The following is a 15,726-nucleotide window of genomic DNA, read 5'->3' on the forward strand; positions in this document are numbered from 1 at the left end:
CTCGATTCTAACGTCTAGCACCGCGGTTTCTTGTCGATGCCAAGATGCCAACCGCCAATTCTGCATAATAATCTGATGATCTAACTAACGTCGGACCTCCAACAGCGACTTTCGTTCTGAAAATCGAGCTCAAGCTTTAAACTCCTCTAATGCCGCGGCTGGCCTGACAGTGCCGACCGCCACTGCGCCTTAGAGCAAAAGATCAGTGGAAGTTCCGGCTTTTGATTTGTAGCGTATCGATGTGCAAGTCAGGCACAAACATGTCCCGCGGGACTACCGGCTTCGGCCTGTCTCTGGAATCCGGCCCGCCGCCACCGTGGGCAAACTCGTCGCCGCGCCCGGTCTGCAGCCTGAGCTCGCTATCCCGATCAGCCAGCCCGACGAGATCGCCCGAGAGGTCAAACATTTGTTGTGCGACGAGGTGCACGACCTCCCCTTCCCGCTGGATTCGCCCATTGATCGCCATCATCGAGGAGCCGAGCACGACACGTCGGCGCTTCTCGAACAAGGTGGGCCAGACGACGACGTTGGCCGGCCCCGTTTCGTCTTCGATGGTGATGAACATCACCCCCTTGGCTGACCCGGGTTTCTGCCGCACAAGGACGAGACCGGCGGCATAAACCCACCGGCCGTCCCGCGCATTCATCGCCTCCGCACACGTGATGATATTGCGTGCCGAGAGGTCCTCGCGCAGAAACGCGACGGGATGCTGTCGCAACGTCAGTCCGGTATGGCTGTAGTCCTCGATGACGTTATGGCCGTCTGTCATTTGCCGGAGGACAACCTTCGGCTCCTGCTGCTCGGCAATTGCTGTCATTTCGCGTCCGGCCGCGGCAGCAAACAATGGCAATGGCTCATCGCGCAGCGCCTTGATCGCCCAGAGGGCATCACGCCTTTCGAGTTCGAGCGAGGGTAGAAAAGCATCAGCCTCTGCAAGCTGGACAAGGGCTTCCGTCGGCACGCTCGACCGGCGCCACATATCATCCACCGACACAAAAGGGCTGTCCATGCGGGCCGTCACGATGCGGGCGGCATCCGCGACCGCCAGTCCCTTCACTCTGCGAAACCCAAGCCGCACTGCATGCCGATCGTTGCTCCCGATCTCTTCCAGCGTACAGTCCCAGCGTGAGCGGTTGACGCAGACCGGCCGCACCTCGACGCCATGTTTGATTGCATCACCGACGATCTGGGCTGGAGCATAAAATCCCATCGGCTGACTGTTGAGAAGAGCTGCGCAAAATACATCCGGATAGTGGCACTTGATGTAGTTCGATGCGTAAGCGATCAGCGCAAATGAGGCTGCGTGGCTCTCGGGGAAACCGTAGGAGCCGAAGCCTTCCAGCTGCGAAAAGGTCTTTTCGGCGAACTCGGACGAATAGCCGTTCTTCACCATGCCGGAGACGAGTTTCTCCTTGAAACGTGAGACCCCTCCGGTGAACTTGAAGGTGGCCATTGATTTGCGCAACTGGTCGGCTTCGCCGCCGGTAAAGCCGGCGCAGACCATTGCCACGCGCATGGCGCTTTCCTGAAACAGTGGAACACCGAGCGTCTTGCCGAGCACAGCCTCAAGCTCGGGCGTTGGATATTCGACCGGCTCCTTGCCTTCACGCCGGCGAAGATAAGGATGCACCATGTCGCCCTGGATCGGGCCGGGCCGGACGATCGCCACCTGGACGACGAGATCATAAAAGGTGCGCGGTTTTAGCCGCGGCAACATCGCCATCTGGGCACGGCTTTCGATCTGGAAGGTGCCGAGCGTGTCGGCCTTGCGGATCATCGCATAGGTGGCGGCATCCTCTTGCTCGATCTTCGACAGATCGAGATCGTCATCCTTATGCTCGCGAATGAGATCAAAGGCCTTCGCCATGCAGGTCAGCATGCCAAGTGCCAGCACGTCCACCTTCATGAACTTCAGCGCTTCGACATCATCCTTGTCCCATTCGATGATCTGTCGGTCTTTCATCGTGGCGGGTTCGATCGGTACGAGATCGTCCAGACGGTCATGAGTAAGGACAAAACCGCCGGGATGCTGGCCAAGATGGCGCGGCGCGCCCATCAGTTGCTGCGCCAGTTTCAGGGTGAGCGCTAAGCGCCGGTCGTCGGGGTTAAGATTGAGTTCACGGATATTGCGATCCGGCACTTCCTCCGACCAGGACCACATGCCTGACGACAGCGCCTTGATCACATCTTCCGGCAGTCCAAGCGCTTTACCGACATCGCGGATCGCGCCTTTTGCCCGGTACCTTGTAACGGTGGCGCAAAGCGCCGCCTTTTCTTTGGTGTAAGTCTTGTAGATCCACTGGATGACCTCTTCGCGCCGCTCATGCTCGAAGTCGACGTCGATATCCGGCGGCTCGTCACGCTCCTGGCTGACGAAACGTTCGAAGAGGAGATCATTGGTCGAAGGATCGATCGAGGTGATGCCGAGGACATAGCAGACGGCGCTATTGGCCGCAGATCCCCGGCCTTGGCAGAGAATGCCCTGGCTTCTGGCAAAGCGCACGATCGAAAACACCGTCAGGAAATATGGGGCGTATCTCATGGTGCGGATAAGATCGAGCTCGTGCCGCACCGTCTTCAGAACATCCGGCGGCAGGCCTTCCGGATAGCGATCGGGCACGCATTGCCAGACATAGTGCTCCAGTGAGGCCTGGGCGTCCTTACCCGGTACGATGGCCTCTTCGGGATATTGGTAGGTCAGTTCCTCCAGCGAGAACGTGCAGCGTCGAACGATCTCCATCGTCCGCGCCAGTGCCTCTGGATAGCGCGGAAACAACCGCTCCATCTCCTCCGGCGGCTTCAGGTATCGATCGGCATGGCGCTCGCGTTCGAAACCGACCTCGTCGATGGTCGTGCGAGTGCGAATGCAGGTGACGATGTCCTGCAATTGCCGCCGGCTCGACTCATGAAACAGCACGTCATTAGTGACGACGGTCTTCACCTTGAACCGCGCCGCCATGTTGGAGATTTCATGCAGACGCAGTTGGTCGTTCGGTCGCCGGCGCAGACAAAGAGAGACATAGGCGCGATCGCCGAACGCTCCAGCCATCTTGCGAAGCTGCGCGGCGCATGTGGCGTCCGGCAAATCCGGTACCAGAATGCCGATCATGCCTTCCGAGTAGGCGACGACATCGTCCCAGAGCAGGATGCAGTTATTCTTGCCGCCACGCGACTTGCCGAGCGTGATCAGCCGTGTCAGGCGTGAATAGGCGGATCGATCGATCGGGTAGACCAGCACAGACATTCCATCCTGAAGATCCAGACGACAGCCGACGACGAGCCGGACACCTGACGTGCGGGAACCTTCAAGTGCACGGACGATTCCTGCCAGCGAATTGCGATCGACGACACCGAGCGCCTGGATACCCAGAGCCTTTGCCGTCTCGAACAATTCCTGCGCCGAGCTTGCGCCGCGCAAGAAGGAAAAATGGGTGGTGACCTGAAGCTCGGCGTAGCTCATGCGAAGATCCCATGGCAGAACCAGCGGTGGCTTCCGGTTTCAGGATCGATGCCATCACCGGACCGAAAGACCCAGAGGCGCTCGCCTGCCTCATCCTCAATGACAAAGTAGTCGCGCACGGCGTCCATCTCGGCGTCGCGCTGCCACCATTCCCCGAAGATGCGTTCCGGGCCGTCAGCATGTTTGACCTTGCGACGCTTGCCACGCCAGACGATCGAGACCGGCGGGCGGTCGGGCATCAGCGCAATCGCCTCGATCAGCTCGGGACGTGGCAAAAGCCGCACCGGCCGGCGCCAATGGCTGACCCAGGCAACAGCAATCGGCTCAGCGACAGGGCTGATCCTCTTAACGGAGCGTTCCGGTACATCGGAGGCAACCGGTGCGACGCGATAAACCCTCTGCCCCCGGTTTCCATAGATATCGATGAGCGGAGTGACGTCGGTGACGTCATCCTCGACCAAAGCCGACGCTTTCTGCGCTTCCTCCAATGGCTCAGCCATTACGGCGACGAGAGTGAGCTTTTCGATCCCGAAACCAGGCTCGATCTTTTCCGTCCGGTCTCGAAACAGTTTTGTCAGCCAGGCGACATCACGGGCAGGCCTAGCTGTACCCGCCCGGATCGCCTGTCTCTTGCCATCGACCTTCTCGACAATGAGATCGGCGCGCCGCACGCCAAGCCCGCGCTTCTGGAGCTCACCAACCAGCTGGACAACGAGGCGGCCGACATATTTGTTGATCGTCTCGGCAGCCCCGATCGGTTCGGCAAAGGCTTTGGAGACTTCAATCAGCTCAGGCGTGCGGATTGGCTGGATTGGCTCGGAGACACGACAGAACATCTGGTCGAGACGGCGGCCCACCTCAGGGCCGAAGCGCAGGGTGAGTGGCGCGCGTGGCGTGTTGGCAAGCTCGCCGATTGTTCGGAAACCAAGGACGCGCAGGTCGCCGACGATCTTTGCCGGCAAGCGCAGGAGCGAGATTGGCAGCTTTTCGACGGCGCGCACCGTCTCGCCGGGCGGAACGACGATCGTCTCGCGACTGATTGCCCGGGCGCAGGCATGTGCCGCACCCCAGCTGTCGGCGACAGCCACACGGGCAGTCAGCTTCTTTGCCAGAAATTGGTTGGCGATCTTCGTCACCATCGGCAGCTCTCCCCTGCAGATGGTCGGCGCCCTCGGTATCCATGACGATGCCATCGATCCCGTCGATGGCGACAATTGGCGAATAGATCGTCAGCGCCCAGAGCGTAATACGTTCGAGTGCAGCGGCGTCGGCAGCGGGATCCGCATCAATGAGCATCAGGCCGCGAAACAACGACTGCGCTTTTGCGGCTGCCATGCCGACGCGCACACCTGCCTTTTTGGCAGCCAAGTCGGCGGCCGACACCCATCGCTTCGAACCGCTTTTGGCGATTATGGCCATTGGCTGTTCAGGCGGAATAGAGGGATCGACTCGACGAATGCGATCCGTCGATAGATCGGGAAGATAGATCGAGACGACCCTTGTCATCGCATGCCCTTACGAGAAACTCAGCACACTCACCCGCTTTCACGCGCATTAATTCCAGGAGCCATTGTGCCCGCCCCACACCTGGTACCGGTAGTTCTTCCGATGGCATCACACTGACACGCCACCGCGTGGCCGCCGCCGTCGGCTGACCGAAGTCATTTGCTTCCGTCTGCCGTCGCCAACGCCTGACCGCGAGCGCCATCGTCCCCGTCCGCTCTGCGGCCAGCTGCAGCCGGCGCGAGGCGACCATCGGTAGACGGACAAGTTCACCGACCACAGCGCCGAGACCGCCGAAGGAAAGTCCCTCCTCCATATTGGCAAGTACATCCTCTTCCCTGTCGGACTCGACGAAGATGACGCGGTCGGGATTCAGGCCGACCTGGGCTAGAGCGGGAAAGAACAAATCGGGCCTCGTCAGGCACCAGACGATCGGGCCTTTGGTGCGCGCGACAATGCCGGCGGCACACAGAGCGGCAGCCGCTCCATCGACGGTGCCTGAGCCCCCACCGGCAAACTCATGCAGCGCTCCATAGGCGAGACCACCGTCCGGCAAGACCGCATCGATCTCGGACACTCCGAAGGGCAGGCTGCCGGCGCGTTTGCCCGACACGCCCTCGAGCAACGAGATGCGCTCACGCAAATCGGAAATTACCCGCTCACGGGCAGCAGTCATCGTTCACGGCTCCCTTCAAGGTCGTGTTGGCGGGATCGACGTCATGTCGGGCGGGCTTTATGTTCTTTATTTGTTCTCCGGCTCGCTTAGAGTCAAGCGGCATCAGGCCTAGGAATATTGGCCTAGGCGAGAAAAGTCGAAGATTCGGAGTGGAATCAATTGCCTAAAGCCAGAAAGAATTTTTGCTCTGGGTTCGGGTGCGCGCACTGTTCCCGTGCATAGTGGGGACAGTACGAGATCTTCAGCGTGTTTTTAAGATTTATCTGCTGAAGTCTCGGAATGACGAAGCCTCCGAGATCTAAACCGCTCCTTCGTGATGCCGAAGCCCCGATCCGCTCCAAGCCGCGCGGGAAACGCAATCCCGCGCAGCCACAGTTGCCGTTCGACCCGATGCCTGACCGCGTCGAGCCGGCACTCGCGCAGTTGAAGGCGCATCCGCCACGCGGCGACCAGTGGAGTTGGGAGCTGAAATGGGATGGCTATCGCTTGGCTGTTCATATCGAGCCAGCAGGGATCCGCATCCTGACACGCGGTGGCCATGACTGGACGCATCGGTTTCCGGCGATCGAAGCAGCCGCCCGTGCGCTCGGTCCTGCCACTATGATCATCGACGGCGAGGCCGTTGTCCTTGACGAAGAAGGGCGGCCGGACTTCGGGTTGCTTCAGCAGTCGTTGGGTGCCTCCGGAAAGATGACCGGCAACCGTGCCTCCGATGCAGTCCTCTATGCCTTCGATCTCATCTATCTCGACGGACATGACCTGCGCGGTGTCGAATATCGATCGCGCCGGCATCTTCTTGAAGACACGCTTGATGGCAAGGACGGTGCAATTCGTCTTTCTGAAACTCTCGACGCCGAACCGGCCGTGCTGCTTGAGCATGTTTGTCGCCTGGGGCTGGAAGGCATTGTCGGCAAGAACCTCGATCAGCCCTATCGTTCCGGTCGGATCGGTGACTGGGTGAAGGTAAAATGCGTCCAGAGCGAAGCGTTCATGGTCGTCGGGTATGAGCCGTCGACGGCGTCGTCTGCCGGCTTCGGCTCGCTCGTGCTCGCTGCCTACCGCGATCACGATCTTGTCCATGTCGGGAGCGTCGGTACAGGCTTTAGGGAAGCCGAGACGAACAAGCTACGTAAGATGCTGGACAAACTGCGCTGGAAGCAAAAGCAGCCACCTGTTCCCTATTCCGGAAAAGCGGACATTATCTGGGTCGAGCCGACTTTGATCGCCGAGATCGAGTTTCGGGCATGGACCGCGGACCACAAACTGCGACATCCATCCTATAAAGGTCTGAGAGAACGGCAGGATAATGCCGACATCTTCCGCCTCGACTAGTGAAATCAACGGCGTCCGCTACATTGACTCACTCTTGAGCAAAATGGACGGTGTTCGATGTGCAACCTCTATCGGATGGAAGACAAGGACTGGGTCTCGAAGTGGGCCGAGGACGCGGAAAGCATGGTCAACCTGATGCCGGCCTATCAGATGAACCCTGACCAGATGGGGCCGATCGTGCGCAATACTGCGGACGGCAAGAAGCAATTGGTCCATGCGCGCTGGGGACTGCCCTCGCCCCGCTTCGCCCTCGAAAAGGCAGCAAAGACCAAGGCCGAGAAACTGGTCGCCAAGGGTAGGCCCTTTGACCTTGAGGAGTTGATTCGAATGGAGGCCGACCGTGGCACGACTAACGTGCGCAAGCTCAACTTCCCGCACTGGACTCGATGGTTCGGCATCGAACACCAGATGCCTCGTCCCGGTCACCAGCTTTGCCGAACCGGATCCAGCAAGCCAGGCAGACGGCGGAAAAGTTCCAAATGCCTGGTTTGCTCGCGACGAAGCAAAATCGCTGATGTTCTTCGCCGGCATCCATGTGCCTCAATGGAAGAGTGTCCGGAAGGTCCGGGACGGTCTCACGACCGACGATCTATATGGTTTCTTGACCACGGATCCGAACGATCTCGTCAAACCAATCCACGAGAAGGCCATGCCTGTTTTGTTGATCACAAAGGAAGAGACCGACAAGCTGGATGCGGGCGCCGTGGGATGAGGCGAAGCATCTGGCCCGGCCTCTCCCAAACGACGCATTGATCATTTCGTCGCGAGAGCCTTACGGCTCCTCAATCGTCGCCAAGTCGGGCGAACCGGTCGAACCAAGCCTGTTGCTGTGACGAGGTTTATATAGGAGCGTCACACTTCTAAGGAACACTCAAGCAAAGACATCTAAAGATGCCCCAACGCAGCTTTGGAGTTGGCGCGGGCAAGTTCCGCCCGAGCGGCATATAATCAGGCGAATAGTGCAACGCGACGTGATCAAGGTCGCCTTCCGGCAAGGCTTTCACTGGTCATCGCGGGACTTCTAGTAACCATCTACAACTCACGAGCGGTCAACCATTTACGAAGATCCCGGCGCATCTCGCCAATCGGCCCATTGATAACGGTAACCACGGCATGTTCGTCAACATACCCGTCGATCCTGAAGAGCCTGAGAAGTTCCTGCATGATTTCGACATAGCGATGACCGCCGGCAAGAGCGACAGAAGAAAAGGGATAGCGGCCAAAATCGGTCATGCTCGCAATATGCATACCGGGATGTTCTCCTGAGGGCATAACCCGCCGTTGCGTTTTTTGCTGCGGCCAGCGAGTCCCCAGATTTCCGGCCTTCATGGCCGCAGCGATTTGCTGCGTCATCTGGGTACTGTAGATCTCAATTGGCGCACTGGCGGCACGAAAACCAAGATGGGCGGACAAAAAGGCTGTTTGAGCCATTTCGCCTCTGGGATCGGTCGTGCGCAGGGTTTGCCATAGTGGCCCATCGTACCTGTCAATGGCAGGCATGTATCTCGGTCCACCCTTCTTTGTTGCTGAGCAAGCTAGGATCAGAAGCCTGGAAGAAGGAGTTCTTCTCGGACAGCCCGCCTGACTTTCTTCTTCCTTTTCATTCATTTCTTCACCTCCACCAGGGGAGTCCCGACGATCGCGACCCGTTACGGAGGTCCGTCAGCCGGATGCCGTCAGGGGCGCGCACCCCTGGGCCGGAACGAAGAGAAGGACGGCGTAGCCGTTGCGCGGCCCGGGGGATCCGGCAGGGCCAACAGGGAACGGGGCGCGATTTGGCACGGCCAATTTCATCCGCTGTAATGCAGGACCTCGACGCCCTCAATTGTCGGATGGGCGCCGACGGTAGCGGTTGGCAATCGAGTGTGAGGGCGCTGAGTGATGTATCGTCAATGCCTAGGCTGTCGCGTCAGCGACGGTCCAGGCGAGATGGGCCGCAGTTATTGGGGATGATATTGAGTCAGTTGCAGTTATTCGTTGAACTGCTTTGGACTCGCAGTTATTTTCACCGTCGAAAGTGATTTGCAGTTTTGTCCGGGCCTATAGCATGACAGTCATTCTTACAGCTTGCACCATGCGGAAACGGTTTTCCCCAGATCCCTTACTCGTTGCCACGGGTCTTTCGAAGGGATCTGTTCGTTCCGTGGGTGACGAATGGCGCAGTCGGGTCGCTGGAGGGGTTGGCGTTGCCGAAGCGAGCAGTGTGTATGCTGGCCGCGGTATGCTTGAGGCAAAAAATGCCGCCTCGATCGCAAATGCCGACCTTTTTATTGCATCGGCAGGTCTCGGCCTCGTAAAAGCAAACGACGTGATCCCTGCATATGACCTCACTGTGGTGAGAGGCCTTCCTTCCTCGATCCTGTCGAAGCTTCCTATAGGTACGAGCGAGGGTGAATGGTGGGACGAGATTTCGACACAAGACAAGGTCGTTCGGTTTGAGGCGCGGTTAGAAACTGATCATGCCCTTCTGCTGGTGGCTCTTCCGGCGAACTATCTCAAAATGCTCACTAGGTTTCTGAAGGCCTTGCCCGCCTTTTCAGACGGCCGAATTCGGATTTTCACTGGATCGGAGCAATTTAAGATCGACGCTGACCTGAAGCCCTATCTCATGCCTTACGATCGTCGCCTCGACGGCGGCCCGTCACCCGGTACCCTTGGCGACTTCGCTCAGCGGGCCCTTCGTCATTTCGTGGATGAGATATTGTCAGCATCCCCGAACGGTGATGCGTCAGACCACGCTGCTCGTGTTTTATCCGCACAGGGCCGGTGGGAAAGGCCGGTTTCAAAAGCTGGGGTCCGGCTCAGTGACGACGACCTATTGAAGACCATCCGCGAAGAATGGGATTCGGTCCAGGGTCGTTCAACACGTCTCCTGAGGAAGCTTCGCGATGACCTCGGCATCGCGTGCGAGCAGAGCCGGTTTGCCAAGCTTGCTGCGACGGTCCGCGCCGAAAGGGCGGAGCCATGAACCCAGGCCAGTCAATGATCGTCCGCGCAGTTCGGACGCAGCAAGGCTACGGAACTGACGTTTACGCGTTTTTCCTGCCCGGTTCTGCGGTCTTGCAGTTTGCCGAGATCAGCCGCATCAAACGCGATGAAGCCGAACTGGAGGGCTTCCAGCGGCAGGAGATCCGCAGCCATGTGAACTCCATTGTTGAATTTCTGAATAGTGGCCCCGTTCTTTTTCCCAACGCTATCATTCTTGCGCTGTCAGACGCGGTCCAGTTTAAGGCCGCGCGAGGAAGCAAACCTTCCGACATCGTCGAGATCGGGACGTCGGGAACTCTGCATCTCCCCATCGGGAAGGACGGGAAGAAGATCGCTTGGATCGTTGATGGCCAGCAGCGATCAATTGCTTTGTCTCGGGCCGAAAACAAAGACATTCCCGTGCCGGTCATCGCTTTCGTTTCGCAAGATATTGAGGTCCAGCGTCAGCAATTCATCTTGGTTAACAAGGTGAAGGCGCTCGATACGCGGCTCATCAATGAACTCTTGCCGGAAGTCAGTACGCTGCTGCCGCGCGACCTGGCGGGAAACAAGTTGCCGAGCGAGTTGTGCAATCTCCTGAACAGCCACAAGGCATCACCGTTCTTCCAACTTGTGAAACGCCGATCGGATCAGAAGAAGGGCGCCGCGGTCGTCAGCGATTCCGCTTTGATTGCTGCAATCAAGATCAACCTAAAGGCTCCAACGAGTGCGCTGAGCCAATATTCGAGCGTCGATGGCACGAACGACGCAGACGAAATGTTCCACGTTCTGGCGAAATACTGGTCTGCAGTCCGGGATACGTTTCCGGACGCATGGGGCATAGCTCCTGAAAAAAGCCGCCTCATGCACATGGCTGGCATTCGCGCGATGGGTGCCTTAATGGACCCGATTATGCTCCGTGCGGAAAGCGTCAGCGACAGCGAGGATGATATCCGCCGATCGCTCGCCCGACTTCGCGATTATTGCTGCTGGACTTCTGGCAAATGGGATGAACTCGGCTGGAAGTGGAATGAAGTTCAAGGGACCCAATTGCACATCGATCGCCTTACCCAGTATCTGATCCAATTAGATCGCAAACTATCGAAGGCATCGCGATGAAGTTTATTTTCGCCGACAGCCTCGACCATGTGGATCCCGGTTACGATTTTCTTCGCGACCGCTATTCCGAGGGCCGCACGCCCTATTGGGACGACGCATACCCGCACGAAATCATGGGTTACGCGCCTTATAAGGGAATGCTGGTCTCAAGAGGCATCGTTGGAGGCGCTGCGGTCGGCGGCAAATACACGGAAGCGCAGGCTATGCGGTTCCGGCGCGTGGGTGCTCGTGAGTTCCTACGCCTCGACAAGCCACCGTTCGAACATCTCCCGATCTTCGGCGATTGCGGCGCCTTTACCTACCATAAAGAAGATAAGCCGCCTTACACGCCGGAAGACACGGCCGAGTTCTACGATGATGCCCGTTTCACCCATGGATGCTCCGTCGACCATATCATTTTCGATTTCGACGAAGGCCTGAAGGGGATGGATGGCGGTACCGAAGAGGCGCGGCGCCGCTTCGAGATCACGCTTGAAAATGCATCAGCATTCCGGACGGCGACAGCACATATGTCTGCTCGATTCACGCCTCTCGGAGTCATCCAAGGGTGGTCGCCCGGCAGCATGGCCGAAGGTGCCCGTCGCCTTGTAGCGATGGGCTACGACTATCTCGCCCTTGGGGGTACCGTCCCATTGAAGGCATCTCAGATCAAATCATGCCTGGCGGCTATTCGGGACATCATACCAGCATCGATCCGAATCCACATCCTTGGCTTCGCGAAAGCAGACGAGATTAACACTTTCGGTTCGTTCAATATCACCAGCTTCGATACGACCTCTCCTCTCATCCGCGCTTTCAAGGATGCGAAGGCAAATTACTACCTACCCTCCAAGGGCGGCAAACTCGATTATTACACTGCCATACGGGTGCCGCAGGCATTAGAGAATCCCAAACTCATGCGATTGGCCAAACGAGGTGCGCTTCACCAGGAAACGCTGGTCGAGATGGAAAAGAAGGCCCTGTCGGCGTTGCGGGCCTACGACCGCGGTGAGGTTGGGCTCGAGGAAACGCTCGATACCGTGATCGCCTACTCGGCACCGGCCGTGACGGGGTCACCCGTCGAAGAACTGCCGGACGCCAAAGCGGTCAAGGATCTTCGTGAGCGATACAAGCGAACGCTCGTCGACCGGCCGTGGAAGAAATGCGCTTGTCCGATCTGTTCGGCACTTTCCATCGAAGTCGTGCTTTTCCGGGCCAGCAACCGCAATAAACGGCGCGGCATCCATAATCTCGGCGTCTACAACGCCCTTGTCGATCAACTTCCAAGCAATAGCGATAACAATGACCCTAATCAATTTTCCGGCCATCCGAGCAAAACAGAGCGAGACGCACACGGTTCTTTCGTTTGCAGCGAAAGCGTCTGACCTCAAGTCTTTCGCCGTGATCGAACGGGTTGCCCGCAATGTCGATGGCGCGCTGAGCGGCTTTCAGCGCCCGCAGATTGCGGGTCACATTCGTGAAATTCGCGACTACCTGGAAAAACCGGAAGCGATCTTGCCCAATCCGATTGTCGTCGCTTTTACGACCGGAATAAAGATCATCGAGGAAGGTTCAGACGGCCGATGCACCGTGGAGATTGATATCTCGGGCGGGGCACCGGGTCTCGTCGTTGACGGCCAGCAGCGCCTTACGGCGCTTAGTCAGGTCGAGGAAAAGGATTTTCAGATTTTCGTGTCCGCCATCGTCTGCAGAGACGAGGAAGAATTGCGACGCCAGTTTGTCCTGATCAATAATACACGACCGCTGCCAAAGTCGCTGATCTATGAACTGCTCCCCACTGTCCGCGGGCTTCCGCGCCGGCTGGGCGATCGTTCTGTTGCCGCCGATCTGGCGGCCCGTCTCAATTATGATGACAGGTCCTCGCTCAAGGGGAAGATCTACCAGCACACTAATCCGACCGGCATCATTCGAGACACTGCCATCCAGCGGGTCGTGATCAACTCGATGAGCGATGGCGTCATGCGGGAACTCATGCGGGACCCCGACGGCGCGGATCTCAGCTTCCGCCTCATCAGCGAATTCTATCGGGCCGTTCAGTTCGTGTTTCGCGACGAATGGGAAGGTCACACGCCCAAGACGTCGCGACTCGTCCACGGCGCGGGGATCATGTCGCTCGGCTACGTCATGGAGATCCTCGCCCTTCTTGACGGCGCAAGAAGCTGGGAAGACTTCTCCAGGGGTCTCGCGTGCCTGGTCGACAATACGGCCTGGACGTCAGGTGAATGGAATTTTGGTGATGGAGATCGACGTCACTGGAAGTCCGTGCAGAACGTCAACCGCGACATCGTCACCTTGGCACAGTACCTCATCGGTATCGTGCGGGCCGACGTCAAGCGTCGGCGGGCCGATGTTGTTGAGCCAAAGCAGGCGAGCATGTGATGAGCTACGCGGTCAAAGAACTTTTCAAGACGTTGCAGGGAGAAGGCGCACAGGCCGGCCGCGCCGCCGTATTCTGCCGCTTCGCCGGATGCAATCTTTGGTCGGGGCGTGAAGAGGATCGCGACCAAGCAGTCTGCAAGTTTTGCGACACCGACTTCGTTGGAACGGACGGCGTAGGCGGCGCAAAATTCAAAACCGCGGCGGCTCTCGCCCTTGCGATTGCGACGACTTGGGGCGAGGCGGCGGATCGGCGCTACGTTGTCTTCACCGGCGGTGAACCGCTGTTGCAACTGGATGCGGACCTTGTTGATGCGGTTCATCGCCAAGGGTTCGAGATTGCCATCGAGACCAACGGCACGCTTGAACCGCCTGAAGGCGTCGACTGGATTTGCGTCAGCCCGAAAGCAGGAGCGCCATTGAACCTGCGGGCGGGAAGCGAACTAAAGCTCGTTTTTCCGCAGCCCGACCTCCTCCCGGAAGCACTGCCGGACATTCGATTTGAACACTATTTCCTGCAGCCCATGGATGGACCGCGTCGGGCTGAAAATACAGTCGCCGTGACAGAATACTGTCTGGAAAACCCCAAGTGGCGCCTGTCCCTTCAAACGCACAAGATCATCGGGATCCCATGAAAATCACCCAAGCATTTACCTTCGAGGCGGCCCATCGGCTGCCACATGTGCCCGCCACGCACAAGTGCCACCGGATGCACGGCCATTCGTACCGGGTCGAACTGCAACTCGACGGCAAGGTCAATCCGCAGACGGGCTTCGTCATTGACTTCTTCGACCTAGAGAGGGCCTTCGGCCCGCTCCTCGCTCAACTTGATCACCACACTCTCAACGACATCGAGGGGCTAGAGAATCCGACAGCCGAAAACATCGCGACGTGGATATGGACCAGGGTCCGCCCGCTTCTTCCCGAATTGAGTTCGGTGAAAGTGTTCGAAACGCCCATGTGCTGGGCGGAATTTGATGGCAACTGAAAGGTAAAGGGCCAATGACCGCAACAGCGCTCGTTTTGTTTTCCGGCGGACAGGATTCGTCAACCTGCCTTGCCTGGGCACTCGAACGATACCAACGGGTCGAGACAGTTGGATTCGACTACGGCCAGAGACACCGGATCGAGCTCGACTGCCGGGACACACTGCGGCGGGAACTCAGCGCTATGAACCCGGTATGGGCGGAGCGTCTGGGCGACGATCATACTATTTCGCTGGCCTCGCTCGGTGAGATTTCTACCACGGCGTTGACCAGCGAAATCGCCATCGAAATGGAAGACACCGGTCTTCCGAACACGTTCGTGCCGGGCCGCAACATCATCTTTTTGACCTTTGCTGCGGCACTCGCCTATCGACGGGGGCTGAAACACATCGTCGGCGGCATGTGCGAAACAGACTACTCGGGATACCCGGATTGCCGCGACGATACGATTAAGGCCTTGCAGGTCGCGCTCAATCTCGGCATGGAAAAGCGGTTCGTCCTCGACACCCCCTTGATGTGGCTGGACAAGGCCGACACCTGGCGGTTGGCCAAACGTCTCGGCGGTTCGCAACTTGTCGAGACCATCGTGAAGGAAAGCCACACCTGTTACCTTGGCGAACGGGGCGACCTCCACGATTGGGGATATGGGTGCGGTACGTGTCCGGCCTGTGAATTGCGGGCAAATGGATATCAACGGTTTGTTGCAGAACAGGTTTGAGACGAGGGCGATCGAATGAACGCGACAAGCAGACAACATATTGAAGGCGCACTGTTTCTATTCGGGTTCATGGCCTGCATCCCGCTGGCGAACTACATGATCGGGCATGTCGGCACGGTATGTGTTCCAAATGGTCCCTGTATCATTCCGGTCGGACCAGGATTGACCGCGCCGAGCGGTGTGCTTTTGGTCGGCCTTGCACTGGTTCTGCGTGATCTTGTCCAGCGCCGGCTCGGCCTGGCCTGGGCATTCGGTGCCATCCTTGTCGGCGCCGCACTTTCGACGACCTTCACGGCCCCTGCTCTCGCATTCGCATCCGCAGCGGCTTTCCTGTCATCTGAGGTCGCCGATTTGCTCGTTTTCACCCCTTGCAGAAGAAGGGTTTGGTGAAAGCCGCACTGGCGAGCAGCGTTGCCGGCCTCGTCGTCGACAGCGTCATGTTCCTTTGGTTGGCGTTCGGTTCGCTGGATTTCCTCGCCGGACAAGTCGTCGGCAAGGCAATCATGGTTATTGCCGCGCTGCCGGTGCTCTTCTGGATCCGCAATCGTGATAGACGCTTGGGACTCACGCCAGCTTGACGGATACCGAT

11 protein-coding genes and 3 pseudogenes are annotated in these 15,726 nt (G+C 58.3%); 10 read left to right on the plus strand and 4 right to left on the minus strand.

The genetic code is table 11. The features are described from left to right. Window positions 1-202: 202 nt before the first annotated feature. The 3 genes and pseudogenes from MF410_RS34110 to MF410_RS34120 all read right to left on the minus strand — a co-directional run bounded on the left by MF410_RS34110 (window position 203) and on the right by MF410_RS34120 (window position 5,639). On the minus strand, window positions 203-3,460 hold the full coding sequence (locus tag MF410_RS34110; protein ID WP_239621200.1) for an error-prone DNA polymerase: 3,258 nt from the start codon (window positions 3,458-3,460) through the stop codon (window positions 203-205). Continuing rightward, window positions 3,457-4,966: pseudogene (locus MF410_RS34115) on the minus strand (DNA polymerase Y family protein). Before MF410_RS34115 ends, MF410_RS34110 begins: the two are co-directional and overlap by 4 nt. Then, complete coding sequence (locus MF410_RS34120; RefSeq protein ID WP_239621202.1) at window positions 4,887-5,639, minus strand: ImuA family protein; 753 nt, start codon at window positions 5,637-5,639, stop codon at window positions 4,887-4,889. Before MF410_RS34120 ends, MF410_RS34115 begins: the two are co-directional and overlap by 80 nt. Window positions 5,640-5,918: 279 nt before the next feature. Between MF410_RS34120 and ligD the strand changes: the two genes are divergently transcribed. Next, window positions 5,919-6,971 carry a non-homologous end-joining DNA ligase gene (ligD, locus tag MF410_RS34125; RefSeq protein ID WP_239621204.1) on the plus strand — a complete coding sequence of 351 codons (1,053 nt, stop codon included), beginning with the start codon at window positions 5,919-5,921 and terminating at the stop codon, window positions 6,969-6,971. 57 nt (window positions 6,972-7,028) lie between these two features. Then, a pseudogene (locus MF410_RS34130) lies at window positions 7,029-7,804 on the plus strand (SOS response-associated peptidase). Between the two features lie 199 nt (window positions 7,805-8,003). Here MF410_RS34130 and MF410_RS34135 read toward each other — a convergent pair. After that, entirely contained in the window at window positions 8,004-8,579 is a 576-nt protein-coding gene (locus tag MF410_RS34135) for a hypothetical protein (RefSeq protein ID WP_239621206.1), read from the minus strand. A gap of 535 nt (window positions 8,580-9,114) precedes the next feature. On the opposite strand from MF410_RS34135, the gene MF410_RS34140 reads away from it, so the two are divergent. The 8 genes and pseudogenes from MF410_RS34140 to MF410_RS34175 all read left to right on the plus strand — a co-directional run bounded on the left by MF410_RS34140 (window position 9,115) and on the right by MF410_RS34175 (window position 15,715). Then, on the plus strand, window positions 9,115-9,939 hold the full coding sequence (locus tag MF410_RS34140) for a hypothetical protein (RefSeq protein WP_239621208.1): 825 nt from the start codon (window positions 9,115-9,117) through the stop codon (window positions 9,937-9,939). Beyond that, window positions 9,936-11,057, plus strand: a complete 1,122-nt coding sequence (gene dbpB / locus MF410_RS34145) for a DGQHR domain-containing protein DpdB (RefSeq protein ID WP_239621210.1) — start codon at window positions 9,936-9,938, stop codon at window positions 11,055-11,057. Before MF410_RS34140 ends, dbpB (MF410_RS34145) begins: the two co-directional genes overlap by 4 nt. Further along, window positions 11,054-12,421, plus strand: a complete 1,368-nt coding sequence (dpdA, locus tag MF410_RS34150; RefSeq protein WP_239621211.1) for a tRNA-guanine transglycosylase DpdA — start codon at window positions 11,054-11,056, stop codon at window positions 12,419-12,421. The genes dbpB (MF410_RS34145) and dpdA overlap by 4 nt, the downstream gene beginning before the upstream one ends. Further along, entirely contained in the window at window positions 12,339-13,436 is a 1,098-nt protein-coding gene (gene dbpB, locus MF410_RS34155) for a DGQHR domain-containing protein DpdB (protein ID WP_239621213.1), read from the plus strand. Before dpdA ends, dbpB (MF410_RS34155) begins: the two co-directional genes overlap by 83 nt. After that, window positions 13,436-14,068 (plus strand): 7-carboxy-7-deazaguanine synthase, encoded by a 633-nt coding sequence (gene queE / locus MF410_RS34160; RefSeq protein WP_239621215.1) that lies wholly within the window; start codon window positions 13,436-13,438, stop codon window positions 14,066-14,068. The genes dbpB (MF410_RS34155) and queE overlap by 1 nt, the downstream gene beginning before the upstream one ends. Then, window positions 14,065-14,421 (plus strand): 6-carboxytetrahydropterin synthase QueD, encoded by a 357-nt coding sequence (queD, locus tag MF410_RS34165; protein WP_239621216.1) that lies wholly within the window; start codon window positions 14,065-14,067, stop codon window positions 14,419-14,421. The genes queE and queD overlap by 4 nt, the downstream gene beginning before the upstream one ends. Window positions 14,422-14,435: 14 nt before the next feature. After that, window positions 14,436-15,137 (plus strand): 7-cyano-7-deazaguanine synthase QueC, encoded by a 702-nt coding sequence (gene queC, locus MF410_RS34170; protein ID WP_239621217.1) that lies wholly within the window; start codon window positions 14,436-14,438, stop codon window positions 15,135-15,137. Window positions 15,138-15,152: 15 nt separating this feature from the next. Continuing rightward, window positions 15,153-15,715, plus strand: a pseudogene (locus MF410_RS34175) (VUT family protein). Window positions 15,716-15,726: the final 11 nt, after the last annotated feature.

This window comes from Rhizobium sp. C104 (genome assembly GCF_022354505.1).
Classification (GTDB): Bacteria; Pseudomonadota; Alphaproteobacteria; order Rhizobiales; family Rhizobiaceae; genus Rhizobium; species Rhizobium redzepovicii.